The sequence below is a fragment of the Candidatus Pelagibacter sp. genome, assembly GCF_052049995.1.
In the GTDB taxonomy this organism is placed as follows: domain Bacteria; phylum Pseudomonadota; class Alphaproteobacteria; order Pelagibacterales; family Pelagibacteraceae; genus Pelagibacter.
This window is the reverse complement of the sequence record NZ_JBNGYX010000006.1, coordinates 52012-78602: the sequence shown is the minus strand read 5'-3', so window position 1 is coordinate 78602 and position 26591 is coordinate 52012. Positions and strand designations below refer to the sequence as shown.

The 26591-nt window shown below is 28.2% G+C and carries 30 protein-coding genes and 1 tRNA gene; 9 read left to right on the top strand and 22 right to left on the bottom strand.

Annotated elements, in window-relative coordinates; all coding sequences use genetic code 11:
- Genes ispH through ACTT9Y_RS05685 form a run of 13 tightly spaced genes read right to left on the bottom strand, consistent with a single transcriptional unit; the run spans window position 1 to window position 11275 of the window.
- Window positions 1-945 (bottom strand): 4-hydroxy-3-methylbut-2-enyl diphosphate reductase, encoded by a 945-nt coding sequence (gene ispH, locus ACTT9Y_RS05745; protein WP_075484919.1) that lies wholly within the window; start codon window positions 943-945, stop codon window positions 1-3.
- A complete protein-coding gene (locus tag ACTT9Y_RS05740; protein ID WP_440933420.1) occupies window positions 935-1870 on the bottom strand; it encodes a Brp/Blh family beta-carotene 15,15'-dioxygenase in 936 nt (311 codons plus the stop codon). Before ACTT9Y_RS05740 ends, ispH begins: the two co-directional genes overlap by 11 nt.
- Before the next feature lies 1 nt (window position 1871).
- Complete coding sequence (locus ACTT9Y_RS05735; protein ID WP_440933419.1) at window positions 1872-2936, bottom strand: lycopene cyclase family protein; 1065 nt, start codon at window positions 2934-2936, stop codon at window positions 1872-1874.
- Window positions 2923-3774, bottom strand: coding sequence for a phytoene/squalene synthase family protein (locus tag ACTT9Y_RS05730; RefSeq protein WP_440925674.1), 852 nt, complete (start codon window positions 3772-3774; stop codon window positions 2923-2925). The genes ACTT9Y_RS05735 and ACTT9Y_RS05730 overlap by 14 nt, the downstream gene beginning before the upstream one ends.
- Window positions 3774-5234 (bottom strand): phytoene desaturase family protein, encoded by a 1461-nt coding sequence (crtI, locus tag ACTT9Y_RS05725; protein ID WP_440933418.1) that lies wholly within the window; start codon window positions 5232-5234, stop codon window positions 3774-3776. Before crtI ends, ACTT9Y_RS05730 begins: the two co-directional genes overlap by 1 nt.
- Before the next feature lie 39 nt (window positions 5235-5273).
- Window positions 5274-5786 (bottom strand): F0F1 ATP synthase subunit B family protein, encoded by a 513-nt coding sequence (locus ACTT9Y_RS05720; protein ID WP_440933417.1) that lies wholly within the window; start codon window positions 5784-5786, stop codon window positions 5274-5276.
- Window positions 5761-6351: a F0F1 ATP synthase subunit B family protein gene (locus ACTT9Y_RS05715; protein WP_440933416.1), complete on the bottom strand. Its 591-nt coding sequence runs from the start codon at window positions 6349-6351 to the stop codon at window positions 5761-5763. Before ACTT9Y_RS05715 ends, ACTT9Y_RS05720 begins: the two co-directional genes overlap by 26 nt.
- Window positions 6352-6355: 4 nt before the next feature.
- Window positions 6356-6583, bottom strand: a complete 228-nt coding sequence (locus tag ACTT9Y_RS05710; RefSeq protein ID WP_006997791.1) for a F0F1 ATP synthase subunit C — start codon at window positions 6581-6583, stop codon at window positions 6356-6358.
- Between the two features lie 17 nt (window positions 6584-6600).
- Window positions 6601-7335, bottom strand: a complete 735-nt coding sequence (locus ACTT9Y_RS05705; protein ID WP_072090806.1) for a F0F1 ATP synthase subunit A — start codon at window positions 7333-7335, stop codon at window positions 6601-6603.
- Window positions 7336-7344: 9 nt separating this feature from the next.
- On the bottom strand, window positions 7345-7620 hold the full coding sequence (locus tag ACTT9Y_RS05700; protein ID WP_075484905.1) for an AtpZ/AtpI family protein: 276 nt from the start codon (window positions 7618-7620) through the stop codon (window positions 7345-7347).
- 9 nt (window positions 7621-7629) lie between these two features.
- Window positions 7630-10203, bottom strand: coding sequence for a chromosome segregation SMC family protein (locus ACTT9Y_RS05695; RefSeq protein WP_440933415.1), 2574 nt, complete (start codon window positions 10201-10203; stop codon window positions 7630-7632).
- Between the two features lie 8 nt (window positions 10204-10211).
- A complete protein-coding gene (locus ACTT9Y_RS05690; RefSeq protein WP_440933414.1) occupies window positions 10212-10790 on the bottom strand; it encodes a DsbA family protein in 579 nt (192 codons plus the stop codon).
- The gene (locus tag ACTT9Y_RS05685) at window positions 10787-11275 is read right to left on the bottom strand and encodes a DUF721 domain-containing protein (protein WP_440933413.1); all 489 of its coding nucleotides are present in this window, start codon (window positions 11273-11275) and stop codon (window positions 10787-10789) included. The genes ACTT9Y_RS05690 and ACTT9Y_RS05685 overlap by 4 nt, the downstream gene beginning before the upstream one ends.
- On the opposite strand from ACTT9Y_RS05685, the gene ACTT9Y_RS05680 reads away from it, so the two are divergent.
- Both ACTT9Y_RS05680 and ACTT9Y_RS05675 read left to right on the top strand, forming a co-directional pair.
- The gene (locus ACTT9Y_RS05680; protein ID WP_440933412.1) at window positions 11276-12262 is read left to right on the top strand and encodes an A/G-specific adenine glycosylase; all 987 of its coding nucleotides are present in this window, start codon (window positions 11276-11278) and stop codon (window positions 12260-12262) included.
- A complete protein-coding gene (locus ACTT9Y_RS05675; RefSeq protein ID WP_440933411.1) occupies window positions 12259-13401 on the top strand; it encodes an FAD-dependent monooxygenase in 1143 nt (380 codons plus the stop codon). The genes ACTT9Y_RS05680 and ACTT9Y_RS05675 overlap by 4 nt, the downstream gene beginning before the upstream one ends.
- Here the strand turns inward: ACTT9Y_RS05675 and ACTT9Y_RS05670 are convergent.
- The 3 genes from ACTT9Y_RS05670 to ACTT9Y_RS05660 all read right to left on the bottom strand — a co-directional run bounded on the left by ACTT9Y_RS05670 (window position 13398) and on the right by ACTT9Y_RS05660 (window position 15852).
- Window positions 13398-14468 (bottom strand): site-specific DNA-methyltransferase, encoded by a 1071-nt coding sequence (locus ACTT9Y_RS05670; RefSeq protein WP_440933410.1) that lies wholly within the window; start codon window positions 14466-14468, stop codon window positions 13398-13400. The genes ACTT9Y_RS05675 and ACTT9Y_RS05670 overlap by 4 nt on opposite strands.
- A 104-nt stretch (window positions 14469-14572) precedes the next feature.
- Window positions 14573-15133, bottom strand: coding sequence for a ribonuclease HII (locus tag ACTT9Y_RS05665; protein WP_440925663.1), 561 nt, complete (start codon window positions 15131-15133; stop codon window positions 14573-14575).
- Window positions 15133-15852, bottom strand: coding sequence for a uracil-DNA glycosylase (locus ACTT9Y_RS05660; RefSeq protein ID WP_440933409.1), 720 nt, complete (start codon window positions 15850-15852; stop codon window positions 15133-15135). The genes ACTT9Y_RS05665 and ACTT9Y_RS05660 overlap by 1 nt, the downstream gene beginning before the upstream one ends.
- An 11-nt stretch (window positions 15853-15863) precedes the next feature.
- Here ACTT9Y_RS05660 and ACTT9Y_RS05655 point away from each other — a divergent pair, with 11 nt between their 5' ends.
- The 4 genes from ACTT9Y_RS05655 (at window position 15864) to ACTT9Y_RS05640 (ending at window position 19780) form a co-directional block, all read left to right on the top strand.
- Window positions 15864-17549, top strand: a complete 1686-nt coding sequence (locus ACTT9Y_RS05655; RefSeq protein WP_440933408.1) for a tetratricopeptide repeat protein — start codon at window positions 15864-15866, stop codon at window positions 17547-17549.
- Window positions 17550-18395: a GHMP family kinase ATP-binding protein gene (locus tag ACTT9Y_RS05650; protein ID WP_440933407.1), complete on the top strand. Its 846-nt coding sequence runs from the start codon at window positions 17550-17552 to the stop codon at window positions 18393-18395.
- A 33-nt stretch (window positions 18396-18428) separates the two neighbouring features.
- A tRNA-Gln gene (locus tag ACTT9Y_RS05645) sits at window positions 18429-18502 on the top strand.
- A 3-nt stretch (window positions 18503-18505) separates the two neighbouring features.
- Window positions 18506-19780, top strand: coding sequence for a CCA tRNA nucleotidyltransferase (locus tag ACTT9Y_RS05640; protein WP_440933406.1), 1275 nt, complete (start codon window positions 18506-18508; stop codon window positions 19778-19780).
- Here the strand turns inward: ACTT9Y_RS05640 and greA are convergent.
- From greA to ACTT9Y_RS05625, 3 genes are read right to left on the bottom strand one after another with little or no spacing between them, the layout of a single operon-like run.
- On the bottom strand, window positions 19777-20253 hold the full coding sequence (gene greA / locus ACTT9Y_RS05635; RefSeq protein WP_440925658.1) for a transcription elongation factor GreA: 477 nt from the start codon (window positions 20251-20253) through the stop codon (window positions 19777-19779). The genes ACTT9Y_RS05640 and greA overlap by 4 nt on opposite strands.
- A gap of 3 nt (window positions 20254-20256) precedes the next feature.
- Entirely contained in the window at window positions 20257-21084 is an 828-nt protein-coding gene (gene hemF / locus ACTT9Y_RS05630; protein WP_440933405.1) for an oxygen-dependent coproporphyrinogen oxidase, read from the bottom strand.
- Between the two features lies 1 nt (window position 21085).
- Entirely contained in the window at window positions 21086-21559 is a 474-nt protein-coding gene (locus tag ACTT9Y_RS05625) for a tRNA (cytidine(34)-2'-O)-methyltransferase (protein ID WP_440933404.1), read from the bottom strand.
- A 92-nt stretch (window positions 21560-21651) separates the two neighbouring features.
- Here ACTT9Y_RS05625 and petA point away from each other — a divergent pair, with 92 nt between their 5' ends.
- From petA to ACTT9Y_RS05610, 3 genes are read left to right on the top strand one after another with little or no spacing between them, the layout of a single operon-like run.
- The gene (petA, locus tag ACTT9Y_RS05620) at window positions 21652-22161 is read left to right on the top strand and encodes a ubiquinol-cytochrome c reductase iron-sulfur subunit (protein ID WP_023854798.1); all 510 of its coding nucleotides are present in this window, start codon (window positions 21652-21654) and stop codon (window positions 22159-22161) included.
- Window positions 22162-22166: 5 nt separating this feature from the next.
- Window positions 22167-23429, top strand: a complete 1263-nt coding sequence (locus ACTT9Y_RS05615) for a cytochrome b (RefSeq protein ID WP_075536482.1) — start codon at window positions 22167-22169, stop codon at window positions 23427-23429.
- Between the two features lie 28 nt (window positions 23430-23457).
- Window positions 23458-24210: a cytochrome c1 gene (locus ACTT9Y_RS05610; protein ID WP_440933440.1), complete on the top strand. Its 753-nt coding sequence runs from the start codon at window positions 23458-23460 to the stop codon at window positions 24208-24210.
- On the opposite strand, the gene ychF is transcribed toward ACTT9Y_RS05610, so the two are convergent.
- The 3 genes from ychF to ACTT9Y_RS05595 are packed head-to-tail and all read right to left on the bottom strand — an operon-like array spanning window position 24187 to window position 26575.
- On the bottom strand, window positions 24187-25260 hold the full coding sequence (ychF, locus tag ACTT9Y_RS05605) for a redox-regulated ATPase YchF (RefSeq protein ID WP_440933403.1): 1074 nt from the start codon (window positions 25258-25260) through the stop codon (window positions 24187-24189). The genes ACTT9Y_RS05610 and ychF overlap by 24 nt on opposite strands.
- Window positions 25260-25820 carry an aminoacyl-tRNA hydrolase gene (gene pth, locus ACTT9Y_RS05600; protein ID WP_440925652.1) on the bottom strand — a complete coding sequence of 187 codons (561 nt, stop codon included), beginning with the start codon at window positions 25818-25820 and terminating at the stop codon, window positions 25260-25262. The genes ychF and pth overlap by 1 nt, the downstream gene beginning before the upstream one ends.
- 41 nt (window positions 25821-25861) lie before the next feature.
- Complete coding sequence (locus tag ACTT9Y_RS05595) at window positions 25862-26575, bottom strand: 50S ribosomal protein L25/general stress protein Ctc (RefSeq protein ID WP_440933402.1); 714 nt, start codon at window positions 26573-26575, stop codon at window positions 25862-25864.
- Window positions 26576-26591 lie beyond the last annotated feature (16 nt).

Genomic DNA, 26591 nt, shown 5'->3' with positions numbered 1-26591 from the left:
TTAATTTAATTTTTTGGGAGCTTTAAATACTACATCTTCTTTAATTATTTCAACTTCATCAATACTTATAGAAAATTTATTTTTTAAATCATTAATAAAATTTTTAACCAATATTTCTGGCGCAGATGCTCCTGAAGATATACCTATAGTATTGCAATTTTCTATTTGATCAAATGGTATTGAGCTTTCTGAATGAATAAGTTGTGAATTTTCACACCCTGATTTTTTTGCCACTTCAACTAGTCTAACAGAATTTGAAGAGTTTCTACTTCCAATAACAAAAAACATATCACAATTTTTTGCAATATTTTTTACTGCCATTTGACGGTTAGTAGTTGCATAACAAATATCTTCTTTCATTGGTTCTTTTAAATTAGGAAAATTGGTTTTTAAAATTTTGATTATTTCTTTTGTATCATCAACTGACAAAGTAGTCTGAGTGATATATGCCAATTTTTTGTTTAGTTTATTTTGATAGTTTGTAGCATCTTCCTCATTTTGGATTAGATCTATAGAACCTTTATTTAATTGACCCATAGTTCCAATTACTTCTGGATGATTTTCATGACCAATTAAAATTATATGGTACCCAGCTTTATTAAGATTTTCTGCTTCTCTATGAACCTTAGAAACAAGTGGACATGTGGCATCCACATAAGTCATTTTATAATTTTTTGCATCTTCAGGTATTTTTTTTGGAACACCATGTGCTGAAAAAATTACTGGTCTTGATTTATCTTTTATCTCCTCCAGCTCTTCGACAAATATTGCACCTTTATTTTTTAAATCATCTACAACATACTTGTTATGGACTATTTCATGACGCACATAAACTGGAGCTCCAAATTTTTGTATAGATTTTTCAACTATTTCAATTGCTCTTTCTACCCCGGCACAAAATCCACGTGGCGCAGATAATAATATTTTTAATTCTTTATTTTTCATTTTTTTCTAGAAAATATTCCAGCAATATATGTGGAAAGGTTAAAGACGCCAAACCTATAAATATTATTTTTAAAATTGCACTATCCAAATTGTATGAATTTTCTAGCAGATATAGAGCAATAAAAGAAAAAATAGCTGTCAAAATTGTTAATGGTAAAGCTTTTTTAACAAACAATCTAAATCCATTAACTAAACTATTTGGATCAAGATCAATAGCTAGTGAAATTGAATGTCTAATCGAGTGTAAAAAACAGAAATAAACAGTAAAAGCTATTAATGGAGATAAATAGTAATTTAAAATTAAAATAGAAAAATAATCTAAAAAAACTACAAATTTTTTGATTTCAAAATTCTTTAGGAAAAGAAAAATACTAGACAGGGTGCTACAGAATATTCCTATTTGAATTACATTATTTGTCTCAATAAAATTTAAACTTGAATAAAATGCCTCATTATCAATTAATAATAATTTAAAAATCGCTATTGTTTCCTGAAAATGAAAATACAAAGGAGCAAGTATAATTAAAAATCCCTTAAAAAAATAAAGTATTTGAGTGAAATAAGATCTATCATTAATCAAAAATTGTGTATCCTCTTTTCCAAAGTGATAAGAGGCAATCATTAAAAAAACAATTAAAGTTATTGATGGCAATATTATCCAAGTTAGTATTACTATTACTGCAATTAAAATATACGTGATATAGAATATATAGGTTGATTTTATATTAAATAATCTTAGCAGTTTTTTTCCTTTTATATGATCTAAAGACCCATGGGAAACACCTATAATTAAAATTAAAAGTAAACACAAAATTGAAGAAATATTTAAATTATTAAACTTAAATAGCAAAATACAAAAAAGGTTTACAACAAAGAAAAAAATAAATGAATGATTTAGATTTATTTTTTTTATTTTATTGATCATCTTAAATTAATTCTTTTAAAAATTTCCACTTTGGCATTTTTAGAATTACTTCTAAATCTTCAAAAAAACTGCTTTTATTTGATAAAAAATTGATAGCTGTTTTAGGCTTTGAATTAAAAACTTTGAAAAATATATTTCCCATTTCATTGGAATTGTTTTTAAGAACCCTCAACAAGATTTTATCTAAAAAATCATATTTTGAATTAATTTTAAATAGATTTACATTTTTTATATTTTCTATGTTTTCTCTTATATATCTGCTTTGTTCTTGAATATTTAGGAAAGTATAACCTGTACTTAATCTAGTCATTCCTCCAGCTGAGCCTATATAAATTTCATTTAATTTATTTACATTTTTTTGTCTAAAAAGTGGGATTGCTCCAGTTTCTTTGAAATTGATTTTACAGTTTCTGATATTTAGGTGGTTGCTTAAATAATTATCAATTTGTTCATCATAATCTTTTAGTTTTTCATTATTTAGTTCAGATATCCAAGTAGTTTCAATTAAGGCGTTTCTTTTTGTAAATGGTAGCGTATAAAAAAAATGAACTTTATTTCTTTGATCACAAGCAAAGTCCATCAAATTGAAAATTTCTTCATCAAAGAAGTCTTTATCTGTTTCTATTTCAACTCCGCAAAAATGTTGCCATAACTCACTCTGTTTATTCTCAAAATTAGGTACACTATTAAATACAATTGAATTTGATTTATCTAATTGATCAATATTTTTAAAAAATTGAATATTTTTATTTAATTTAAGTTTTGAAAGTATTTTTTCGTAGAACATGCCACTATCTATCGTTTGATATGGTGTAGGCTCGCAATCTACATATTTTGTATTATTGGGTGTATTTATTGTAAAATTATTCCAACTCTTTTTGACACAGTCATCGAAGTTATGTGAAAAAACCTTCCAAAATGACCAAGTTTTATCTCTTTTATAATCTTCTCTTGGCTCAATAATTGCTAAAGTTTTATCTTTTAATTTATCATAAACTTCTAGCTCATATGCTAATGAAAGACCTGCGCAACCTCCACCTATAATTATGTAATCAAATTCTTTCATTTAAATTTATTTCTTCATTAATTAAATTATGATCATGATTAATATTATCATCGTTTTTGTTTATAAGTGATAACTTAATTAAGTCAAAAATAGATAAAAAAGTTTCAATAATTTTTTCAATATTTGAAACATAAATTTTTCCTGACTTTTTATAATTTTCTATGTTCTGTTTATTTAAAATTTTATATCCTATTTTTCTATAAACTCTTCTTGCAACTAAAATAGAAAATCTAAAACTTAATGGTATTTCTTTTATTGAGTAAAATGAGTTTTCATAAAACTTTTCTGAAAGCTCGATTGTAGTCTTTATATCCTCAAAACTTTCATTTATATAAAATCTATTATTTTTTTTATCTTCAATAACATCCCTGGAAATATTTGTTAATTGCATAGCAATCCCAAGATCAATTGCTGATTTTAGAGATTGTTGTTTGTGAACATTCAATATTTTAGCCATCATCAATCCAACTGTTCCAGCCACCCTATAGGAATAAATTAATAATTCTTTTTTTGAATTAAGTTTAACATTTTCTTTTATATCAGAATTAATACCCTCAAATAAATCGTCTACAATTTTAGTTGAAATACTAAATTCATTAATAAGATCCCACATGTTTTTAATAACTGGATCATCATGATTTTTATTAACAAAATTATTCCTAAATTTGATAAAATTATCTCTTTTTATTTCAATCTTATTTGCATCGTCAGCAATATTATCTGCTTCTCTACAAAAATCATAAAGTGCAGAGCATTTTTCATAGGTTTTTTTTGGTAAAAAAAAACCTGCCCAATTAAAAGATTTTGCGTAAATAGCTAAATAATTCTTTGTTAACATTAAAATAATTTATCTAAAACCTTCGCTGAAGAGAGAACACCTGGAACACCGGCCCCTGGATGTGTGCCCGCACCAACAAAGTATAAACCATCATATATTTCTGATTTATTATGAAATCTAAAGTATGCGGATTGTGTAAATTTAGGTTGAATCGAAAACCCAGATCCAAATTTTGTATTTAATTCCTTTTCAAAGTAATCAGGTGTTAGATAAAAATCCTCAACTATATTGTTCTTAAGATCTGGCATTAAGTCTTTTTCCATTTTTTCAATTACAAGATTTTTCATTATCTCACCTTCAGTTTCCCAATTTATTTTTGACTGATTGTTAGGAACAGGCACTAAAACATAAAAACAATCATTTCCTTCTGGGGCCATAGTTTTATCAGTCGCTGTAGGTCTGTGAAGATAATAGCTAATGTCGTTATTTAATTTTTTCTTATCAAATATGTCATCAAGATGTTCTTTATACTTGTTTCCAAACTTTATTGTGTGATGTTCAACATTATCATAAATTTTTTTTGTTCCAAAATAGTAAACAAATAAACCCATAGAATATTCCATTCGATTTTTTTTCCAATTAAACAACATGGAACTCTCGTTGCTTTTGCTTAACATTTTTTCATAAAATGCAGGTGGATCTGCATTACAAACAACATTATCTGCACCAACTTCATTTCCATTATTTAATTTTACACCACTTATTTTATTATTTTTTGTTATAATTTCGGTTACTTCACTGTTTTTTATTATTTCAATACCAACCTCATTCATTAACTTTTCAAAACCTTTAATTATATTTCCTGTTCCTCCAACTGAATAATGTATTCCCCATTTTTTTTCTAAATAAAGAATTAATCCATAAATAGAGGTGGTAGTAAATGGATTTCCCCCAACTAGCAAAGGATGCATGCTAAGCATTCTTCTTAATTTCTCATTTTTAATATAAGATGAAACAAGTGAGTAAACTGATTTATAACTTTTAAGTTTTAATAGAGCAGGCAATTGTTGCATCATTACGAAAGGTTTATCAAATGGTACATCTGCAAGTTCTAAAAAACCTTTATCAAATATTTTTTTTGTAAAATTAACTAATTTTTCATATCCATTTACATCTTCTTTGCTAAGCTTCTCGATTTGGTCTTTCATCTCTATTTCGTCGCCTGAATAGTTAAATTTAGTTTTGTCCTCAAAAATAAACTGGTACCAAATTTTAAGTGGAGTAAGTTCTATATAATTTTTTGGATCTTTATTGAATAACTCGAACAATTCATTAATTAAGTAGGGTGCAGTAATTACTGTTGGTCCAGCATCATATATAAATCCATTTCTTTTAAAGACCCTAGCTCTACCACCTAGGTCTGGGTGTTTTTCTATTAATTTTACTTTATGTCCTTTTGCCTTAAGTCTTAGTGCTGCTGCGATTCCACCAAATCCTGATCCAATAACTATAGAGTTCATTTTAATAATTTATAGCTTTTTTAAAAAATTGTAAGTGTATTATGAGTTAATTTTTTTTAACTCTGCTTTAGTTTCATCTAAATTTTTTTGAAACACTGCATCTAATTTTGACTTGTCTACAGATGTAGTTATTATTTTTTTAACTGAGTCTACGGCAATCTTTATTGATGCGTCCTTAATTTCTTTTAAAGCCGCTTCTTTCATCTGACTTATTTTATTTTCAGCTAAATTTTTTTTAATTTCTGATGATTTATGAAACTTATCATTCATCTCAATTATTAATTTATCTGCATCTTTTTTGGCGTTCTCAAGAATTTCGTTACTAACAGATTGAGCTGTATCTAATTTTTTTTGTGAGTTATCTAATAGAGTTTTTGCCTCAGTTCTTAATTTTTCACTTTCATCAATTTCATTTTTAATGTCAGATATCATTTTATCTAACATTTCAGAAATTTTTTGAGGAATTTTAAGGTAAATTAATACTCCAAAAAAAATAATAAATGATACGGCTACCCAAAATGTTGCATCAATTGCCATAGTATTTATCTCCATTTCTTTTAGATAGATCGTCAACAATTGCAGATATACTACTATTATTTACTTCAGCTCCAATTAGTTTTTGCAATAACTCAGATGAAGTCTCAATAGCAATTTTATTTATTTTATCTGGTGCATTTTTTCTTAATGCATCTATTTCTTTTTCAGCCTCAGCAATTTCATTATCAATTTGCTTATCAAGCACTTCTCTTTTTGCACCAATGTCTTTTAATGCTTTTTCTCTTGCTTGATTGAAAATACTATTAGCCTCAAGTTTGCTTTTAGATATAATTTCATCGTATTCTTTTAGTTTTGCATCACTATCTTCTCTTTGTTTCTCAGCAGCCTCAATATTTTCTAATATTTGAGATTTTCTCGTTTCTAAGTTGTTACTAATTTTTGGTAGTATTAGTTTAGATAAAACTAAATACATAATGCCAAAAGTAAGTATTAGCCAAAAAATTTGAGAAACCCAAAACTCTGGATTTAATTGAGGCATACCTCCGCTTTCAGCTGCAAAAGCTTCTTTAATAAAAAAGAAGCTAAAAAATATTGACTGAAAATATATTTTTTTAACCATCAATTTAAAACGCAAAAAGAATGATTAACGCAACTACCAATCCAAATAATCCTGTAGCTTCTGCAAGTGCGAAACCTAAAAGCAAGTTAGGAAATTGCTTTTGTGCTGCAGATGGATTTCTCATTGCACCAGACAAATAATTTCCAAAAATTATTCCAATCCCAACACCGGCTCCAGCTAAAGCAATTGCTGCTAAACCTGCTCCGATCATTTTTGCTGCTTCTAATTCCATTATATCCTCCTCTGTTATTAATGGTGTAAATTTAATGCATCATTTAAATAGATGCAGGTTAAGATTGCAAAAACATAAGCTTGAAGAAAAGCAACTAAGATCTCCAAACCAGTTAACGCAACCGAAAAACTTAGTGGAAGCCACCCACCAACTATTCCAAGACTAATTACAAAGCCTCCGAAAACTTTCATCATTGTATGACCAGCCATCATATTGGCAAATAATCTAACCGATAAACTTATAGGCCTACTCAAATAAGAAATAATTTCTATAACAACAATTAAAGGAAGTAATACTGCAGGCACTCCACTTGGAACAAATAATTTTAAATACCCAAACCCATGTTTAATAAACCCAATTACAGTCACTCCAATAAATATAAATGCTGCGAGCACAAATGTTACAATGATATGACTGGTTACAGTAAAAGTATAAGGTATCATTCCAAACATGTTACAAAATAAAACAAACATGAATAGAGAAAATATAAATGCGAAATATGGTTTAGCTTTTGATCCAGCTGTATCGCTAATCATTTTAGATACAAAGGTATAGCTAAGTTCAGCTAACAATTGAATTTTGTTTGGTAGTATTGAATTTTTTTTTGATCCTAAATTAAAGATTAACAAAATAGATACAGTACTTAAAATCATAAACAAACTTGCGTTAGTAAATGATATGTCAAATGCTCCAACTTTAATTTCAGGTCCAATTCTATAAACGTCGAATTGGGACATAGGATTTGCTGCCATAATACTTATTTATTTTTGCATTTTTTTTGCAGATCTAATCACATTGGTTATTCCAGCAACTACACCAACAAAAAAAAATATTAATATAAACCAAGGTTTAGTACCAAAGGTCTTGTCAAAAATAAACCCAATAATTGTCCCCACAGCCACTGCAGAAACAAGTTCTGTGCTTAATTTGAATGCAGTTCCTATAGGTGAGGGGTCATTCTTCTTATTGTAAAGATTTTTCTTTGAAATCTTGCTTTTTGCAATCTCTAAGCGAGTTTTGAAAGGGTCTTTTGGCATTTATATAGTTTAAGCAACCATACTCTCTGCTTTTTGTAAATCAACAGCCACAAGCTGACTAATTCCTTTTTGAGGCATAGTTACCCCATATAGTCTGTTCATTTTTGACATAGTTAATGCATGATGAGTTACAATTATGAATTTGGTGTTGGTGATTTTAATTAGTTCCTCAAGTAAACTACAAAATCTTGTTACGTTAGCATCGTCAAGCGGCGCATCAACCTCATCCAATACACATATAGGTGAAGGGTTTGTTAAAAATACTGCAAAGATTAATGAGAGGGCAGTCAACGCTTGTTCACCTCCAGATAACAAAGTTATAGATTGAAGTCTTTTTCCTGGAGGACTAACCAACATTTCTAAACCTGCTTCAAGTGGATCATCAGAGTCCACCAATTCTAGTTTGGCATTTCCACCGTTGAAAAGTTTTGTATAAACTTCATTAAATTTTCTATTAACTTTTTCAAAAGCTTCAATTAATCTTTCTCTCCCTTTTTGATTAAGTTCGTTAATGCTATCTTTCAGTTTCACGATAGCAGTAACAAGGTCGGCACGATCCTGTTCCATTTTTTTTATTTCTTCTTCATATTTACTTGTTTCTTCATCTGCTTTTAAATTTACAGATCCTAATTTTTCTCTTTCTTGTTTTTTCTTGTCTAAAGCATCTTCTTGATCAACTGGGTTTGGAAGCTCTTCTACTCCATTTAAATTTGAATTTTCCAAAATATTATCTTCATTCAAATTTAACTCAGAGCTAATTCTATCAAGGAGATCACTTTTTCTTTTTTGCAAGCCTTCAATTGTAGCCCCTGAACTTGCTTTTCTTTCTCTGATTTGAATCGATTGTTCTTGAATTTCATTTAATTGTGTTCTTAACATTTCAATTTTTTGGTCTGTTTCATCTATAATCGCTTCATTATCAATTTTTTCTTTATCTGAAATTCTTAAATTTTCTGAAATTTGACCTTTTCTTTCAGCCTGTACTCTAGGTTGATTTTCTAAATCACTTAATTGATTAGATAATTTTTCTTTTCTTTGTGTTAGTTCATTAACCATTTTTTCTGAGTTAGTTAGTAAATTTTTCCAACTTTCAATTTCTGTTTCAATGGTTTTAATTCTCTCATTTCTCTTTAGAGACTCATTTTTAATTGATTGATTTTTACTATATGCATCAGCATATTTTTCTTGAAGTAATTTTATATTTTTTGATTTTTCACTAACTCCTAATAATTCATTTCTAGATCTCTCATTTTTTAAATCATTTAAAAAACTATCTAGCTCCATATTACATCTATCTAGAAGTATTACTACTTGATTTATTTCGTTACTGTCTATTAATTCTTTTACCCTTGATATTGTATTTTTTATATTTTTTATTGGACCAACACTTATATTTACAGTTTCTTCAGCTAAATTATTTACAACTTCATCAACAGCTTTTTGTTCATCTTTAAGTTTATTTTTTGCACTTTCTAACTCTTCATTAGATAATTTTTCTGTTTCAAAATATTTTGAGTCTGTCTCAATTAATTCAGTTTTCTCTTCTTTCAATCTTTTTTCATTTGAGTTAGCGTCTATAATTATCCCTTTTTCTCTTGTGATATCATCATCAAGTGTTTGAATTGATTTTTTGATGCTTTCTATCTCGTCTTGAATTCTAGTATTTTCCTCATCTAAACTTTGAAGTTCTAAATTAAGTCTTTGAATCCTTGATAAATTTTCAATATTTTTCTCTCTCAATGGATTTACTTTATCTGTAAAAGTTTTAATTGAGTTTTCTAATTCAGATATTTTGTTATTAAATCCTTCTACTTCTCCTTCTGCCTCAGTATTAATTTCATTTTCTATTCTAATTTCTTTATCTATTTCTAATAATTTTAAATAATATAAACCTGCTTCAATTTTTTTAATTTGATCTGAAATTAGTTTGTATTTTGTTGCCTCTTCAGCTTGTTTTTGAAGATTTGCTAATTGTTTTTCTTGCTGTCTTCTTAGTTCATCCGCTCTTTTTAAATTATTCTCAGCCGCACCTAATCTTAATTCAGCCTCATGTCTTCTAACGTGTAAACCAGATATTCCTGCAGCTTCTTCTAAAATAGCCCTTCTATCCGTTGGTTTCGCTGTTACCAATGCACCTATTCTTCCTTGACTAATCATAGATGGAGAGTGCGCACCAGTCGAAAGATCTGCAAAAAACATTTGAGCATCTCTTGCTCTTACTTCTTTATCATTAATATAAAATTTAGATCCTTTATCTTTTTCTATTTTTCTTTTAACTTGTATTTGCTCTAATTCACGGTATTGGATAGGGCCTTCTTTATCTTTGTTTTCAACTTCGATTGATACTTCTGCAATATTTTTTGATGCTTTGTTAGATGTCCCTGAAAATATAACATCTTCCATACCAGATCCACGCATACTTTTTGCCGAGGTCTCTCCCATTACCCATCTTAAAGATTCTACAATGTTAGATTTTCCGCAGCCGTTAGGACCCACTATACCCGTAAGACCATCCTCAATTAAGAAGTTGGTTTTTTCAGCAAAAGATTTAAATCCGTTTAATTGGATTTTTTTAAACTCCATGCACTAACTTATATCAGTTTTTCTAGCGCTTTTTTTAAATTTTTATAATTTAGAGTTTTTTCAAATTTTTCGTTGTTAATAATAATCGTAGGAGTTGCGTTCACTTTGAAGTTCTTTGCTCCATCGATTCGATCGTTTAATACAAAATCTTCAATTTCCTTATTATTTATACAAGTATCAAAATCAATACTAAATCCTTCACCTTTTAAAAATTTTTGTAAATTCTTATTTGCCTCCTGTATCGAACTTCCCTTTACCCATTTTTGTTGATTAGCATATAAACTTTGAAGGATATCGGAATTTCCATCATTCTTACACTGAGAAACTTTAGATGCATTAAAGGCTGCTATGTCTAATGGAAAATGTCTAAATTCTATTTTAGCGAGTCCAGTATCAAGATATTCTTCCTTTAATTGAGGATAAACATTTTTATGAAAATTAGCACAATGACTACATGTTAATGATTCAAAAGCTATAATAGTTATTTTTGCATCTTTGTTACCAACAGTTATCCTTTTAATTTCCTCACCTTGTACATTTAAGACTGTAGTAAAAAATATTAATATTAAGAATATAATTTTTTTCATTTCTCTCTAAATACCCTGGTTAACTCTGTTAATGATTTTTTAATTTTCTCGTTTTTAACACCTTTAATCTTATCTTGGTATTTACTAAATGCCACATTTTTAACTTTTGTTTCACCCGAGCCTGTCATTTCATGTTCATCATCAAAACTTATAAATTTAAGCTTTTCAACAACAGAATATCCAAAAAAATTATTTATTTTATCTAAAATATCTTTTTTCGAATATTCTACGTCAACTTCATGTCCTCGCTTGACCATAACCATTAAGGTACTAACACCAAATTTATTTGAATTTTTAAATGTTTTTGGATAGCAAATTTTAAATAATTCGCTTCCTACTAAATATTTCCAATTGTTCAGCGTTTCTGAATATACATGACCTTTTTTATTTATTATTTTTTTGACATTTTTTGGCAAAGTGTCTTTGAAAGATCTTAATCCTTGAATGCTAGCGTTTCTCTGCTTAGTATTATTTTTAGATTGCATATGAAAGATCCAATAATAACAAATAATATTCTTAATTGGTATGATTTAAATAAAAGATCTTTACCCTGGAGAAAGAATGTTTCTCAAACAAAAAAGCAATACTACACTTTAATAAGTGAATTTATGTTGCAGCAAACCCAGGTAGCAACGGTAATACCTTACTTTAACAGATTTATAAAAAATATTCCCACAATAGAAAAATTATCTAAATATGATGATAGAAAATTAATTAAACTTTGGGAGGGTCTTGGATACTATTCAAGGGTAAGAAATTTAAAAAAAACAGCTCAAATAGTTGTTAAAAATTTTAATAAAAAAATACCTAGAAATTTTATAGATTTAAAGTCACTCCCAGGAATTGGAGATTATACAGCAAGTGCAATTTCTGCAATTGCATTTAATGAACCAATAATTCCTCTAGATGGTAATATTGAAAGAGTATTAAAGAGATACTTATTTTTAAAAAAACAAGATCAAATAAAAAAAGAAAATTTACACGAGAAGAAAAAAATTTTTGGAACATCTATCAAAAGGTCTAGTGATTATGCTCAAGCTTTAATGGAATTAGGAGCACTAATTTGTAAACCTGTTAGTCCCAATTGTAAGAATTGTCCATTAGTAAAAAAATGTAAATCATTTAAAAATAAAAATTTTGATTTAGTAAAATTTAAAAAAAAAGATAAGGAAACTTTTTACAAGCTAAATGTTTATAAAAAAAATAATCATTATTTATTAATCAAAAATAATAAATTTAATTTTTTGAAAAATTTTAATATCTTTCCGATGGAGGAAGTAAATAATCCTAAAAATTTTGATAAAGATTTGAATTTTAAAATGTCTAATATGAACATGAATATTAAAATTGAATTTAAAAATAAATATAATTTAAATAAAAATAATTATTGGATTGATCCAACAAAGCTTCAAAATTATACACTGCCAACATTTACAAAAAAGATAGTTAAATTTTTAGAAAGTCATAAATGAAAAAAATTGCAATAATTGGTGCTGGAATTTCGGGTTTGTATATTGCCAATTTATTCAAAGATCATAAGGATTATCAGGTCACGATTTATGAAAAAAGGAATTCAATAGAAATGGAAGAGGGTTATGGAATTCAGTTGTCGGTAAATAGTGTAAAGCTTTTAAATAAAATAGGCTTCACTTCTTTCACTGAGGAAGAAAAATTTAATCCAAAAAAAATTGATTTTTATGAAATTAAAAATTCAAAAAAAATTTGTGACTTAGACATTTCAAAATTTAATTCCGAAGATTGCAAATACACAACATTGAATAGATCAAAATTACTCCAATTTTTAAAAAAACAAATAAACGAAGATATAATTAAATATAACCACAATATTGAACAGATTGTTTACGATAAAGATTCAATAAAATTAATATTTGATAAAAATAATATAACTTGTGATTACTTAATTATTTCAGACGGTGTGTTTTCTAAAGGGAAGTTATTAATTTCAACCAATAAATCAAAACCAATTTACAATGACACGATTGCTATTAGGGGCACTATATCGAGAGAAAATTTTCAAAATATAAATGAAGAAAATATTTCTTTGTTCTTAGGACCAAATTTTCATTATGTTGTTTATCCAATTAATAATGATAAAAATTTAAATTTTATTGGTATTTTAAAACATAAATTAAATTCAAATGAGCAAGAGAACTATAATCTTTTTACCGAAAGTTATTTTATAAAAAATATTAAATTTAAATTATCTCAAAAAGTTTCTCAAAGTTTTTTGGAAAGTCTTCAAAATATTAAATTATTTCCAATATTTGTAAGTAAAAACTTATATAATCCTCCAAAAAATATATTCCTTATAGGAGATGCATTTTTTGCTTTTTCACCTTCATTTGCGCAGGGAGCTTCCCAATCAATTGAGGGTGCTAATGAATTATATGAATGCTTAATAAATAATAATAATTTTTATGATATCAGATTAAAGAGAGTAAAAATGATTAACAGTAGATCTAATTTCAATCAATTTGCCTTCCATTTATCAAATCCAATTATGATCATATTTAGAAATATTTTTTTAAAACTTTTAACTAAAAATAGAAAATTTTTAGAAAGTTATTTGGGTAAAATTTATAAAAGTTAATTTTTAGAAATTAATCTTTGTCTTAGATAATCAATAGGATAAGTTCGTCCATTTATATCACAGTGCCAAAAAGTCCATCCGTTGCAACTTTCAGCTCCTAAAATAGTAGCCGCAACTTTGTGTATAGAACCTTCTGCTTGATTATGTTTAATACTACCATCAGCCATAATTCTGGCTGTTATTTTTTTCTTATTATCAAAAATATTAGTTCCAGGTTTAATTATTCCAAGCTCAACTAATGAACCAAAAGGAATTCTTGGTTTTGATCTATTATTTTTAAGCGTATCTAACAAATCATCTTCAATAGGCTTTGTAGCTTTTATGCGTTTCTCAGCAGCTTTAAAATAATTTTTTTCTTTTTCTATTCCAAAATAATTTCTTCCTAGTTTTTTTGCTACTGTAGCTGTTGTTCCTGATCCTAAAAAAGGGTCAAGTATAAGGTCATTTTTATTAGATGTAGCTAGTAAAATTCTATGTAATAGTGCTTCTGGTTTTTGTGTAGAGTGAATCTTTTTTCCATCTTTTTTAAGTCTTTCAGAACCATTGCATATTGGAAGATCCCAATTAGATCTCATTTGCAAATCATCATTTAAGCATTTTAAAGATTGATAATTGAATGTGTATTTTGATTTTTCACTTTTAGAAGCCCATATCAAAGTTTCATGAGCGTTAGTAAAACGTGTTCCTCTAAAGTTTGGCATTGGATTGTTTTTGTTCCAAATGACATCGTTTAAAATCCAGAAACCTAAATTTTGGATTGCCGTGCCAACTCTAAAAATATTATGGTAGCTTCCTATAACCCAAATTGCTCCATCTTTTTTTAAAATTCTTTTACATTCACTAAGCCATTCATAAGTGAAATCATCATATTTTTTAAAATTTTCAAATTGATCCCACTTATCATTTACCGCACTAACCTTTGATCTATCGGGTCTGGTTAATTCACTTTTTAATTGTAAGTTGTAAGGAGGATCAGCAAAAATTAAATCAAAAGTTTCACGTGGAATTGTTTTTAATTCTTCGAGGATATCTCCATTAATTATTTTATTTTTGAAATCAGTTTTCATTTGTAAAAATTAATTAGACTCCAAAAGGATTCTATGGTCAACCTGAGATTGAAAAATTTGGATTCGATTAGTGTTTCTAAATTAGAAGGTAACTAGATGTAGTGTTAATTTATTTTAGAAATTGGTGAAAAAGTTTTTCTATGATGTTTAGTAATACCTAATTTTTTCAAAGCTTTTAAGTGCTGTTTTGTTCCATACCCAAAGTTTTTATCCCAATCATAGCCTTTATTTTTTTTTGATAAGTTAGTTATAAATTTATCCCTTGATACTTTTGCAATTATAGAGGCTGCCGAAATAGAGGGGATTTTTTTATCTCCTTTAATAACTGATTTTAAATTATAATTTTCTAACTCTGGAGTTTTATTTCCATCTATCAGAATGTGTGTTGGTTTTTTCTTAAGTTTTTTTATAGCTCTTTTCATAGCCAGCAAACTTGCTTGTAGTATATTTAGTTTTTCTATTTCTTTGACAGAAGCTTTGCCTATGGACCAAGTAGAATTTTTTTTTATATATGTGCATAGATACTCTCTATCTTTTTTACTTAATGATTTTGAATCTTTTAATAACTTTTGATTAATTGATTTTTTTAAAATAACTGCTGAAGCATAAACAGGCCCAATTAAACTACCTCTACCAACCTCATCAACTCCAGCAATTATCTTCATCAAATTTTTAACTTAAGATCTTTGATTTTATCTCTAATTTTCTTTAAATCTTCCCATGAGTGTTTTTTATTTTCTGGAAAACGGATTAAGTAAGATGGATTAAAAGTTATCATTAAAGGGAATGTTTTGTTTTTTAAAATCACTTCCTTCCAAAGTCCTCTTTCAGTAGTTATTTTTTCACTTATTCCTGTTACAGCCTCCATTGCTGAACTACCCATCAAAACAATAATCTTTGGGTTTATAATCGATATATGCTCCTTCAAAAATACTGAGTATCTTTTAATTTCAGTTGAGGTTGGCTTTCTGTCATCAGGTGGTCTAAAATTGATTGCATAACTAGTGTAAATATTTTGTCTATTAATATTGATGGCTATAAGCATTTTGTTAAGAAGTTCGCCAACTTCTCCTCTAAATGGGACACCCAATTTTTCCTCTTCAACCCCAGGAGACTCTCCAATTAACATTAAAGGGCTATTTATATTTCCCTCACCTAAAATAATTTTGTTCGAATTTTCTTTCAATTTACAATTTTCAATTGAATTTATTTGATCTTTTAAATTTTTAAGTAATTCTTCTTTATTAATTTGCAGGGTGCCATTGCTCGTTTCTAAAATATTAAATCTATTTATTGGCTTATCTGCGAATATAAATTTTGGCTCAATAGTATTAATTAGTTCTTGGTTTAATTTGGTATTTTGATTTATAACTTTTTTAGTCATAGTATGGTTACATGTTCCTAAAATTTCTAAAATTAGTACTATTAATATTCATATCTTATCAGACACCTTTGTATTCTAAAAGTGCTACTTTTAATGATTTTAACTCAAGAGATTTATCAAATTATTTTTCTGGAATTGTAGCATTTGAAAATCGAGATAATTCTGAAGCTTTAAAATTTTTTAACTTAACCAAAGTATTAATTAACAAACATGACAGTTATTTAAAAAGATATGTTAACTCTTTAGTTTTAGATAACAAAGTACCTCAAGCAATTAATGTATTAAATAACAATACAAACAAATCTAATTCAAATTTTTATGATGCTTATATAATTTTAATAATTGACAGTTTAAAAAAAAATAACTTCAAAAAGGCTGACGAATATTTAACACAAAGTTTAAAATTTCAAGATGAAGATAGGATAAACCTAGTTATATTTGAAACTCTAAAACAGTACATTTATACATTTAAAAATAAAAAAATATTAGATAACAAAAAAAATTTTGGGAATCTGTCTCTTATAGCGGAGACATTCCAAAGATGTTATGTTGATGACAAAAGAACCTCATCATTTTTTCTTAATTTAATAAATAATCAACAAGGTGATTATTCAAGATACATTTTCTTTTATCTTAATCATTTAATTGACAACAACAAATTAAATGAAGCAAGATTAGTTGTTGAGCAAATTGATTATATAAATTCAACACTTTTACTTTCACAAAGCAAAAGTTGGGTAGATAAAGAGAAATTTGAGGATTTTGGAAAAATTTTTTCATGCAAAGATCATAATGATCTTGTAAGTGAGTTTTTATTTTTGATCTCTAATCTTTATTCTTCTCAGGATAATTTTGAAAAATCAAATTTTTATTTAAATTTGTCAAACTATTTAAATCCTAAGTTTGAATTTAATTTGTCATTGGTTGTAGAAAATTTTTATTATAATGATGAATTTGACAAAGTAAAAAAGATTTTAAAAAACTTTAAAAAAAAAGATGAATTTTATTATTGGTTTAGATTAAAAAAAGAAGCTAAAATAATAATTCAAGAGCAGGATTATGAAAACGGAATTAAATATATAGATTTAAAATTTAATAAAATTCAAAATCCAAATATAAAAATGATTTTTGATTTAGCCAATTTTTATAAAAATTCTAAAAATTATGAAAAGGCAATAGATCGTTATACAGAAATTATTTTAACACTAGATGACAATTCACTTATTAAATCAGATGTATTGTATCGAAGAGGTGGTAGTTATGAAAGAATGGGCAATTATGAAAAGTCAGATGAAGATTTACTGCATGCGCTTAAAATTGATCCTAGTGACGCATATATTTTAAATTACCTTGCTTACTCATGGTTAGAGCGTGATTATAAAATTAATGAAGCAATGGATATGTTGAAAACAGCATATGATTTAAAAAGCAATGATCCATATATTATTGATTCAATTGGATGGGCTTATTTTTTAATAGAGGATTATGTAGAAGCAGAAAAGTATTTAAAAAGAGCTGTAGAATTAATGCCAGATGACCCAATCGTGAATGATCATTATGGAGATATTTTATGGAAATTAAATCGAAAAATTCAAGCAAGATATTTTTGGAACAACGTTTTAACTTTCGATGACACCGAGGACGATATGAGAGAAAAAATCAATATTAAAGTAATTGAAGGTCTTAAAAATTCCTAAATGAAAATTAATAAAATTAAATCTAATGCAAAGTTAAATTTAGCACTAAATATCACTGGAAAAAAAAAGGTTTTACATAAAATTGAAAGTATAATTGGTTTCATAGATTTACATGATGTTATTTCGATAAATCAGCATAATGGAAAAAAACATCATATTTCTTTTTATGGAAAGTTTTCTAAAAATATTGGAAAAAAAAATACTGTTCAAAAATTATTTCAAATATTAGATAAAGAAAATTTATTAAAAAATAAAAAATTCAAAGTTAAAATTAAAAAATTAATCCCTCAAGAAGCTGGGTTAGGTGGGGGATCGATGAATGCAGCTAGTGTGTTTAATTATCTGGTTAAAAAAAAAATTATTAATCCTAATCATCAAAAAACTCGAAGTATCTGTAACTTAGTTGGTTCTGATGTAATTTTAGGCACCATTTCATCCAGCTGTGTGTTGTCATCAGGTGGTAGAATAAAAAAGATTTATAATACTCCAAATTATTACTCTACTTTAGTAAAGCCTGATTTTGGGTGCTCAACTAAAAAAATATACTCAGCTGTTCGAAAGTATACAAAATCAAAATATAACAAACCTAAAAAAAACATGTTTGGAGTAAAATATTTGATTGATCAACAAAATGCCCTTGAAACAATAGCACTCAAAAAATATCCAAAACTTAAAAAAATAAAGTTGTTCTTAGAAAGTATAAATAATCCATTATTTGTAAGAATGACTGGTTCAGGATCAACAATTGTTGCCTATTACAATTCATTAAAGAGTTGTAAATTGGCAAAAGCTAAATTTAAAAGAAAATATAAAAATTATTGGTGTGTTACAGCAAAAACTATATGAATTTTATATTTTTATGTTATAGGAAACTAGTATTGGGGCGTAGCCAAGCGGTAAGGCACGGGTTTTTGGTACCTGCATCCTAGGTTCGAATCCTAGCGCCCCAGCCATTTATGAAAAATTTTTTAGATAAATTTTTTTCCCGATCAAAAAATCTTGATTATATCAGTCAAAATTTAAAACAAATTACTTTGACAACTCCCACAAATAAGATTTTTGAAGCAATTAATAATTTTTCTGAGAAAAGTGAAATCAGATATGTAGGCGGGTGTGTAAGAAAAGTGATAAAAAAAGAAAATGTTGATGATATTGATCTAGCAACAAATTTAACTCCCCCGGAAGTATGTGAGGCTCTTAAAAAAAAACAAATAAGTTATTATGAAACAGGAATTGAACACGGAACTATAACCGCAATAATTGACAAATATAAATATGAAATTACTTCTTTAAGAAAAGACGTCTCAACTGATGGAAGACATGCTGAAGTAGAATTCTCTTTAGATTGGAAGGAAGATGCCTCTAGAAGGGATTTTACTATCAATTCAATTTATGCAGATGGCGATGGTAATTTATTTGATCCATTCAACGGTAAAAAAGATTTGGAGGAGGGTTATATTAATTTTATTGGCAATGCGGAAAAAAGAATTCAAGAGGATTATTTACGTATTTTGAGGTATTTAAGATTTTATTTAAATTACTCAAATCATAACCATCAGCCAGAAATAATAAAAAATATAAAAAAAAATATTGATGGAATTTCAAATATATCATCTGAAAGATTAATCGATGAACTAAAAAAAATAACTAGTTCAAATGGATTTTTTAAACTCTTAAAAGATAAAGAAAGTTTAGAACTAGTAGAAATAATTTTCCCTCAATTAAAGAATATTAAAAATTTTAAAAAACAAAATTCTTATGCTGCAAAGAATTTTTTAAAAATAGACTTTATATTCTTAATTGCGCTTTTAGTGATTGATGGGACTGATAATGCTGATTATTTTCTTTATAAATTTAAAATATCTAACAAAGATAAGAAAAGATTAAAATTGATAGATCTATTTTATAGAGAAAAAGTAACTTTAAACAAATTTACAGAGAAAAATTTGAATAAATTTTTTTATTTTAATGGGAAACAGGCTGTAATAGATATAATTAACTTTAAAATTTTCACCTCAAACAAAGTAGAAAAGAAACTAATCAAACTATTAGATACTTTTAAAGATAAAGTAATTCCAACTTTACCAATAGGGGCTGATCTACTAATGTCTAAATTTCAAATTCCTGAGGGTAAAACTTTAGGTAATAAATTAAAAAAAATTGAGGAAATTTGGGTTCAAAACGGATTTCAAATTTCAGATAAGCAAGTACAGCAAATAGTTAAAGGTTAAATATATTTAACGTCTTTAATTTCAAAATTTTTTACACCAGAGGGTGTATTTATTTCAACTAAATCATTTTTATTTTTTCCAATCAAACCTTTGCCAATTGGTGATTGAAAGAAAATAAGCTTTTGTTTTAAATCTGCTTCATCTCTTCCAACAATTTTATAATTAATTTTTTCACCAGTATCTAAATCTTCTAAATAAACTGTTGATCCAAAAATTACTTTTCCTTCATTGTTTAGTTTTGTAACATCAATAACATTTGCTCTTGCAATAATATCATTAATTTCGGTTATTCTTCCTTCGTTATGAGACTGTTCTTCTTTAGCTGCATGATATTCAGCGTTTTCTTTAAGATCTCCATGAGATCTTGCTTCAGCAATTGCAGCTACTATTTCAGGTCTTTTTTTTTCTTTTAAAAAAACTAATTCATCCTTTAGTTTATTTAATCCGTTTAATGTTATTGGCTCTTTATCCATTTTTTATTCCCATTTTGCAATCGGAGGTAATGACATTAAAATTCCTTCAACATTACCACCAGTTTGTAGTCCAAATTTTGTCCCTCTATCATAAAGTAAATTAAATTCTGCGTATCGACCTCTTTTAATATACTGAAACTCTTTATCTTTTAAAGTCCATTTTCTTTTCATTTTTTTTTTAATTATTTCATTAAATAGCATTTGAAATGTAACTCCAACATCTCTGACAAATTTAAAGTCATTTTCAAAATTATCATTTTTATAATCAAAAAAGATTCCACCTATACCTCTTGCCTCTTTTCTATGAGGTAGATAAAAATATTCATCACACCACTTTTTATATTTTTTATAATAATTTTTATTATGTCTATCGCACATTGCTTTTAATATTTTATGAAAGTTTTTCCTTTCTTTTTCATCTTTTATTGCTGGGGTTACATCCATTCCTCCACCAAACCAATTCTTTGTTGTACAAATAAATCTGGTATTAAAATGCATTGCAGGAATATGGGGATTTTGCATATGCATAACGATTGATATTCCTGATGCCCAAAATTTAGGATCTTTGCTTGCGCCTGGTATATTCTTTTGAAATTGCTTAGGAAATTTTCCATAAACTTTTGAAAAATTTACTCCTACTTTTTCAAAAATTTTTCCACTTTTAAGAATTCTATATTCACCACCACCCTCATCTTTTTTATTGCTTCTTTTCCAAGAAGTTGATTCAAAATTTATTTTATTTTTTTCAATTTTTAAAATGTCGTCGCATATTGCATTTTGTAATAGCTTAAACCAGTTACTCGCTAAGTCTTTTTTGATTGAAATATCCATTTTATATTAATTCTATTTGACGCAAACTTTCTGCCAAAACAATGGCAACAGACGAAGCAATATTAAGAGATCTTACTTGGCTATTCATTGGTATTTTTAAACGATTTTTAATAATTTTATGGACCTCTTTGGGTACCCCAGCACTTTCTCTTCCAAACAAAATAGTATCATCAGGCTTAAATTTAAATTTAGTATAATTTATTGAACCCTTAGTTGTCATCAATACGATTCTTTGTTTCTTCTTTGCCTCAAAAAATTTTTCAGAACTTTGATAAAATTCTATTTGACTATAGTTCATATAGTCCATAACCACTCTTTTAAATCGTTTATCTGATAATAGAAAGCCACATGGTTCAATTATTTCTAGTTTAGCACCCAAACAAGCACAAGTTCTTATGATTGCAGCAGTATTCTGAGGTATATCAGGCTCATACAAAGCTATTTTGGGTCCTAAAATTGTTGAATTCTGTGTCATTCTTTCAGTAGTAAAATAATTATTTTATATTATATGAATTCGTATATTAACTATTTTAAATCAAAAAGAGATAATAATAAAAGCTATTAAAAGTGTCTGAAAAAAAAACAAAAAGAAGAGATTTTTTATTTACAGCTACCACAGCTGTAGGAGCTGTTGGTGCAGCTGCAGTAGTGTGGCCAATGATAGATCAAATGAATCCCGACGCTTCTGTTAAAGCATTAGCTAGTACAGAGGTTGATGTGAGTTCATTAACACCTGGAAATACATTGACTGTTTTATGGAGAGGTAAACCAGTATTTATAAGAAGAAGAACTCAAGAAGAAATTGATGAGGCAAGAAATGTTAAGATGGAAGATTTAATTCATCCAGAAAAAGATGAAGATAGAGCAAAAAACCCTGAGTGGCTTGTTATGTTAGGTGTATGTACACACCTTGGATGTGTACCTCTTAATGATAAAGGTGATTATAATGGGTGGTTCTGTCCATGTCATGGATCTCATTATGATACTTCTGGAAGAATTAGAAAAGGACCAGCACCTTGGAATATGGAAGTGCCCAAATATGAATTTGTTGATGCAAACACAATTAAAATTGGATAAAGAAAATGAGTGACCACGATTACAGACCAAAATCTAAGGTAGGACAATGGTTTAATGATCGATTGCCACTATTAACTCTTGCTAATCATTTAACAGATTATCCGACTCCTAAAAATTTAAATTATTGGTGGACATTTGGTGGAATTTTAACTTTTTGCTTAATCACTCAAATTGTCACCGGATTAACTCTTGCAATGCATTACATTGCTCACGCAGATATGGCTTTTGAAAGTGTCGAGCACATCATGCGTGATGTTAACTATGGTTGGTTAATTAGATACATTCATGCAAATGGTGCATCTATGTTTTTCTTAGCAGTATACATTCATATCTTCAGGTCATTATTTTATGGTTCTTACAAAGCACCAAGAGAAATAATTTGGATAATTGGAATAATTATTTATTTGCTAATGATGGCGGCTGCATTTATGGGCTATGTATTGCCTTGGGGACAAATGAGCTTTTGGGGAGCAACTGTAATCACAAATTTATTTAGTGCTATTCCATTAGTTGGAGAGGGTATTGTCACTTGGTTGTGGGGAGGTTATTCAGTCGACAACCCTACGTTAACTAGATTTTTTACTTTGCATTATTTAATTCCATTTTTAATTTTAGGATTAGTTGTTTTACATATATGGGCTTTACATGTTCCTGGTAACAATAATCCAGTTGGAATAGATATAAAAAAACCATCTAAAGACACTGTGCCTTTCCATCCTTACATCGTAATTAAAGATGGTTTTGCCTTATTAATGTTCATGATTGTGTTTGCTTTCTTTGTATTTTATGCACCAAATATTTTAGGACATGCAGATAATTATATAGAGGCTAACCCAATGGTAACACCTGCACACATTGTTCCTGAATGGTATCTGTTACCGTTTTATGCAATATTAAGATCAGTTCCTGATAAATTGTTAGGAGTAGTGGCTATGTTATCTGCAATATTAATCTTGGCAGTTTTACCTTGGTTAGATACTTCAAAAATAAGATCAGCAGTATTTAGACCTTTATATAAACAATTTTACTGGATATTAGTTGCAGATGTTTTGATACTAGGCTATGTGGGCGCGATGCCAGCTGAAGGACTTTACTTGTTGATAGCACGAGTTGCAACAGCGTATTACTTTTTACATTTTTTAGTTATTCTTCCTGTTTTAGGGTTTAAAGAAAAAACTTTACCAGTGCCTTTAAGTATTACTGAGCCTGTTCTTGGTGGTTCACCAAATCTAGCTGCCGCCAGAAATAAAGAAAGTAAAATAGAATAAGGTGAAAAATTTATTTAAATTATTTTCTATAATAATATTTATTATTACTTCAAATTCAAATTCTTTTGCTGCTGAAAAAGTAGAATATCTAAAAACTGACTGGAGTTTTAGGGGTCTATTTGGAAAATTTGATAGAGCTTCTCTTCAAAGAGGTTATCAAGTTTATATTGAAGTATGTGCCTCATGTCATTCGATGAAGTACTTAAGTTATAGAAATTTAGCAGAGCCAGGAGGGCCAGAATTCTCTGAAGCTCAAGCGAAAGCTATAGCAGCTTCATTTGAAGTAACTGATGGTCCAAATTCTGATGGGGAGATGTTTACAAGACCAGGTAAATTATCTGATAAATTTGTAATGCCATATGATAATGTAAAAGCAGCTCAAGCTGCAAATGGAGGTGCATACCCTCCTGATATGTCTGTTTTGGTTAAAGCTAGAGGAGGTGGAGTTGACTATATCTATTCCTTATTACAAGGATATGAAGAAGCTCCTAGCAACGTATCTTTAGATGACGGAGTTTACTACAACAAATATATGTATGGTAATAAAATTAGAATGGCTGCTCCATTATCAGATGGATTAGTAGAGTATGGTGACGGAACAAATGCTACAGTAGAACAGATGTCAAAAGATGTAACGACCTTCTTAATGTGGTCAGCTGAACCTCATTTAGAATCTCGACATCAGATGGGCTTTAAAGCGATTGTTTATTTAATTATTTTAACTGTTTTAGTTTATTTTAGTATGAAAAGAATCTGGTCACGTGTTGAATCTGAAGTTTAATATATCTCCATCTTTAACAATATAGTCTTTACCCTCTAATCTCATTTTTCCGTTAGCCTTAGAATTTACCCATCCATCATTTGCTACAAAATCCTCATAAGATATAGTTTCAGCTCTAATGAAACCTTTTTCAAAATCTGTATGAATCTCTCCTGCAGCTTTAGGAGCAGTACAATTTTTTTGTATTGTCCACGCTCTTGTTTCTTCAGGTCCAGAGGTAAAATATGTATCAAGTTCTAATATTCTATAGCCCTTTTGAATTAACATACTTAAACCTGTATCTTTTAAACCAATCATATCCATGTAATTTTTTTTTTCATCTTCTGCTAGTTCATTTATTTGGTTTTCTATGTCTGCGGAAACAACCAGGGTGTTATCTTTTCCAAATTTTTCTATGAAGTTTTTAGTATATTTATTTCCATCCTCTACGCTTTGCTCATCTACATTACAAACAAAGATCTTTGGTTTTATTGATAAAAGACCACTTTGATTAAGTTGTTTTGAGTCAAATTGAGAATTTAATATTGATATATCTTTATCATTATTAATGCAGTCTAATGCAATCTCTAAAATCTTAAGCTGGTCTTCGTCAACATTTTTTTTATTATTTTTTTCAAGTCTTTTTTGAATAGATTCTAGGTCAGCTAGCATCATCTCAGTTTCAATGATCTCAAGATCTCTTATAGGGTCTACGTCAGGATTAACATTTTGAATATCGTCTGAGTCAAAGCATCTAATCATATGAATAACTGCATCAACTTCTCTTATGTGGGACAAAAATTTATTGCCTAATCCCTCACCTTTAGATGCCCCTTTTACAAGACCAGCTATATCTACAAATGAAATAGTTGTATTTATTGTTTTTTTTGATTTTGAAACTTCTGATAATTTATTCAATCTTTCATCTGGAACAGGGACTACTCCCACATTGGGATCTATCGTACAAAATGGAAAATTTGCAGCTTGAGCTTTGCTTGAGTTTGTTAGAGCATTGAAGAGTGTAGATTTACCCACATTAGGCAAACCAACAATTCCACATTTAAAACTCATTATTTATTATTTACTGTACTAGAGAATAAATCTAATTTTTTATCAATAAGTATTGAAATAAAATCTGTGATGTTATTTGTAATTTTTTCCAATCCAAGCATTTCATCCTCATCAAAATTTTGAAGAACAAAATCACTTACTTCCATTTTATCTTTTGGTTTACCAATACCTATTCGCACCCTAGAATAATCTTTACCAATAAATTTATCTATTGATGCAATTCCGTTATGTCCTGCATCAGATCCACCAAATTTTGCTTTTATTTTCCCAAATTCTACATCTAGATCGTCATGAAATACGATAACATTTTCAGCATCTATTTTGAAATATTCAATCAACTCTCTGATACAAATTCCAGAATTGTTCATAAAAGTTAAAGGTTTAATAGCGTAAACTTTTTGGTCTCCTATATTACCAGTTGTAAGAAGTCCTTTGAATTTTGGTTTTTGTTTTGAAAGTCCAAATTTTTTATTTATTGCATCTATAATCTTGAAACCAATATTGTGTCTATTGTTCTCACTGTCTGGGGTTGGATTACCTAATCCTACAAGTAGAAGCATAAAATATTAATATTGGAGGATAAAATTCAATTTTAATTAACTTATTTTTTTTCTTCAGCAGGTTTTTTGTCTTCACCTTCTTTTTTATCACCTTCTGCTGCTGGTTTATCTCCACCTTCAGCTGCCGCCGCCTCTGCTCCTTCAGCAACTTCACCCTCAGCCGCTTCAGCTTCTGCAGGTTTTTCAGGTTCTTTCATAACAGTAGGAGCTGCTAGAGTTGCAATTACGAAATCTCTTCCTTGAATCGTGGGACTAACGTCACTGTCAAGATTTATAGATGAAATCTTAAAACTCTCTCCAATATCAACTCCATCAAGATCTATTACAAGATTTTCAGGAATTTTTTCGCTTGGACATTTTAGCTCAACTTTTCTTCTTACAATGTTTAAAACCCCACCTCTTTTCAAACCAGGAGATTTTTCATGATTCAAAAATTTTACAGGGACTTCAATTCTAACTTTTATTCCTGCAACTATTCTTAGAAAGTCTACATGAATTGGTTCATCTGAAATAATGTCATATTTTATTTCTCTTGGAAGAGCTTTTTGAGGTTTGCCATCAACATTTAAAGTAATGATACTTGATAAAAAATTTTCTTTTTCAATAAGTGATTTAAGTACCTTTTTAGATATAGAAATCTTTTCATTTTGAGCTTCACCGCCATAAATTATCGCGGGTACATTACCGTTATCCCTAAGTGAATTAAGCTCACCTTTAGTTTTTGTAGTTCTGATGTTAGCGTCTAATGAATTCATAAAAACAAAGGTTTTT

Bases quoted from the DNA above. Each gene is read 5' to 3' on its own strand.
- ispH (WP_075484919.1), bottom strand. From the start codon at position 945: ATGAAAAATAAAGAATTAAAAATATTATTATCTGCGCCACGTGGATTT.
- ACTT9Y_RS05740 (WP_440933420.1), bottom strand. From the start codon at position 1,870: ATGATCAATAAAATAAAAAAAATAAATCTAAATCATTCATTTATTTTT.
- ACTT9Y_RS05735 (WP_440933419.1), bottom strand. From the start codon at position 2,936: ATGAAAGAATTTGATTACATAATTATAGGTGGAGGTTGCGCAGGTCTT.
- ACTT9Y_RS05730 (WP_440925674.1), bottom strand. From the start codon at position 3,774: ATGTTAACAAAGAATTATTTAGCTATTTACGCAAAATCTTTTAATTGG.
- crtI (WP_440933418.1), bottom strand. From the start codon at position 5,234: ATGAACTCTATAGTTATTGGATCAGGATTTGGTGGAATCGCAGCAGCA.
- ACTT9Y_RS05720 (WP_440933417.1), bottom strand. From the start codon at position 5,786: ATGGAGATAAATACTATGGCAATTGATGCAACATTTTGGGTAGCCGTA.
- ACTT9Y_RS05715 (WP_440933416.1), bottom strand. From the start codon at position 6,351: ATGGTTAAAAAAATATATTTTCAGTCAATATTTTTTAGCTTCTTTTTT.
- ACTT9Y_RS05710 (WP_006997791.1), bottom strand. From the start codon at position 6,583: ATGGAATTAGAAGCAGCAAAAATGATCGGAGCAGGTTTAGCAGCAATT.
- ACTT9Y_RS05705 (WP_072090806.1), bottom strand. From the start codon at position 7,335: ATGGCAGCAAATCCTATGTCCCAATTCGACGTTTATAGAATTGGACCT.
- ACTT9Y_RS05700 (WP_075484905.1), bottom strand. From the start codon at position 7,620: ATGCCAAAAGACCCTTTCAAAACTCGCTTAGAGATTGCAAAAAGCAAG.
- ACTT9Y_RS05695 (WP_440933415.1), bottom strand. From the start codon at position 10,203: ATGGAGTTTAAAAAAATCCAATTAAACGGATTTAAATCTTTTGCTGAA.
- ACTT9Y_RS05690 (WP_440933414.1), bottom strand. From the start codon at position 10,790: ATGAAAAAAATTATATTCTTAATATTAATATTTTTTACTACAGTCTTA.
- ACTT9Y_RS05685 (WP_440933413.1), bottom strand. From the start codon at position 11,275: ATGCAATCTAAAAATAATACTAAGCAGAGAAACGCTAGCATTCAAGGA.
- ACTT9Y_RS05680 (WP_440933412.1), top strand. From the start codon at position 11,276: ATGAAAGATCCAATAATAACAAATAATATTCTTAATTGGTATGATTTA.
- ACTT9Y_RS05675 (WP_440933411.1), top strand. From the start codon at position 12,259: ATGAAAAAAATTGCAATAATTGGTGCTGGAATTTCGGGTTTGTATATT.
- ACTT9Y_RS05670 (WP_440933410.1), bottom strand. From the start codon at position 14,468: ATGAAAACTGATTTCAAAAATAAAATAATTAATGGAGATATCCTCGAA.
- ACTT9Y_RS05665 (WP_440925663.1), bottom strand. From the start codon at position 15,133: ATGAAGATAATTGCTGGAGTTGATGAGGTTGGTAGAGGTAGTTTAATT.
- ACTT9Y_RS05660 (WP_440933409.1), bottom strand. From the start codon at position 15,852: ATGACTAAAAAAGTTATAAATCAAAATACCAAATTAAACCAAGAACTA.
- ACTT9Y_RS05655 (WP_440933408.1), top strand. From the start codon at position 15,864: ATGTTCCTAAAATTTCTAAAATTAGTACTATTAATATTCATATCTTAT.
- ACTT9Y_RS05650 (WP_440933407.1), top strand. From the start codon at position 17,550: ATGAAAATTAATAAAATTAAATCTAATGCAAAGTTAAATTTAGCACTA.
- ACTT9Y_RS05640 (WP_440933406.1), top strand. From the start codon at position 18,506: ATGAAAAATTTTTTAGATAAATTTTTTTCCCGATCAAAAAATCTTGAT.
- greA (WP_440925658.1), bottom strand. From the start codon at position 20,253: ATGGATAAAGAGCCAATAACATTAAACGGATTAAATAAACTAAAGGAT.
- hemF (WP_440933405.1), bottom strand. From the start codon at position 21,084: ATGGATATTTCAATCAAAAAAGACTTAGCGAGTAACTGGTTTAAGCTA.
- ACTT9Y_RS05625 (WP_440933404.1), bottom strand. From the start codon at position 21,559: ATGACACAGAATTCAACAATTTTAGGACCCAAAATAGCTTTGTATGAG.
- ACTT9Y_RS05615 (WP_075536482.1), top strand. From the start codon at position 22,167: ATGAGTGACCACGATTACAGACCAAAATCTAAGGTAGGACAATGGTTT.
- ychF (WP_440933403.1), bottom strand. From the start codon at position 25,260: ATGAGTTTTAAATGTGGAATTGTTGGTTTGCCTAATGTGGGTAAATCT.
- pth (WP_440925652.1), bottom strand. From the start codon at position 25,820: ATGCTTCTACTTGTAGGATTAGGTAATCCAACCCCAGACAGTGAGAAC.
- ACTT9Y_RS05595 (WP_440933402.1), bottom strand. From the start codon at position 26,575: ATGAATTCATTAGACGCTAACATCAGAACTACAAAAACTAAAGGTGAG.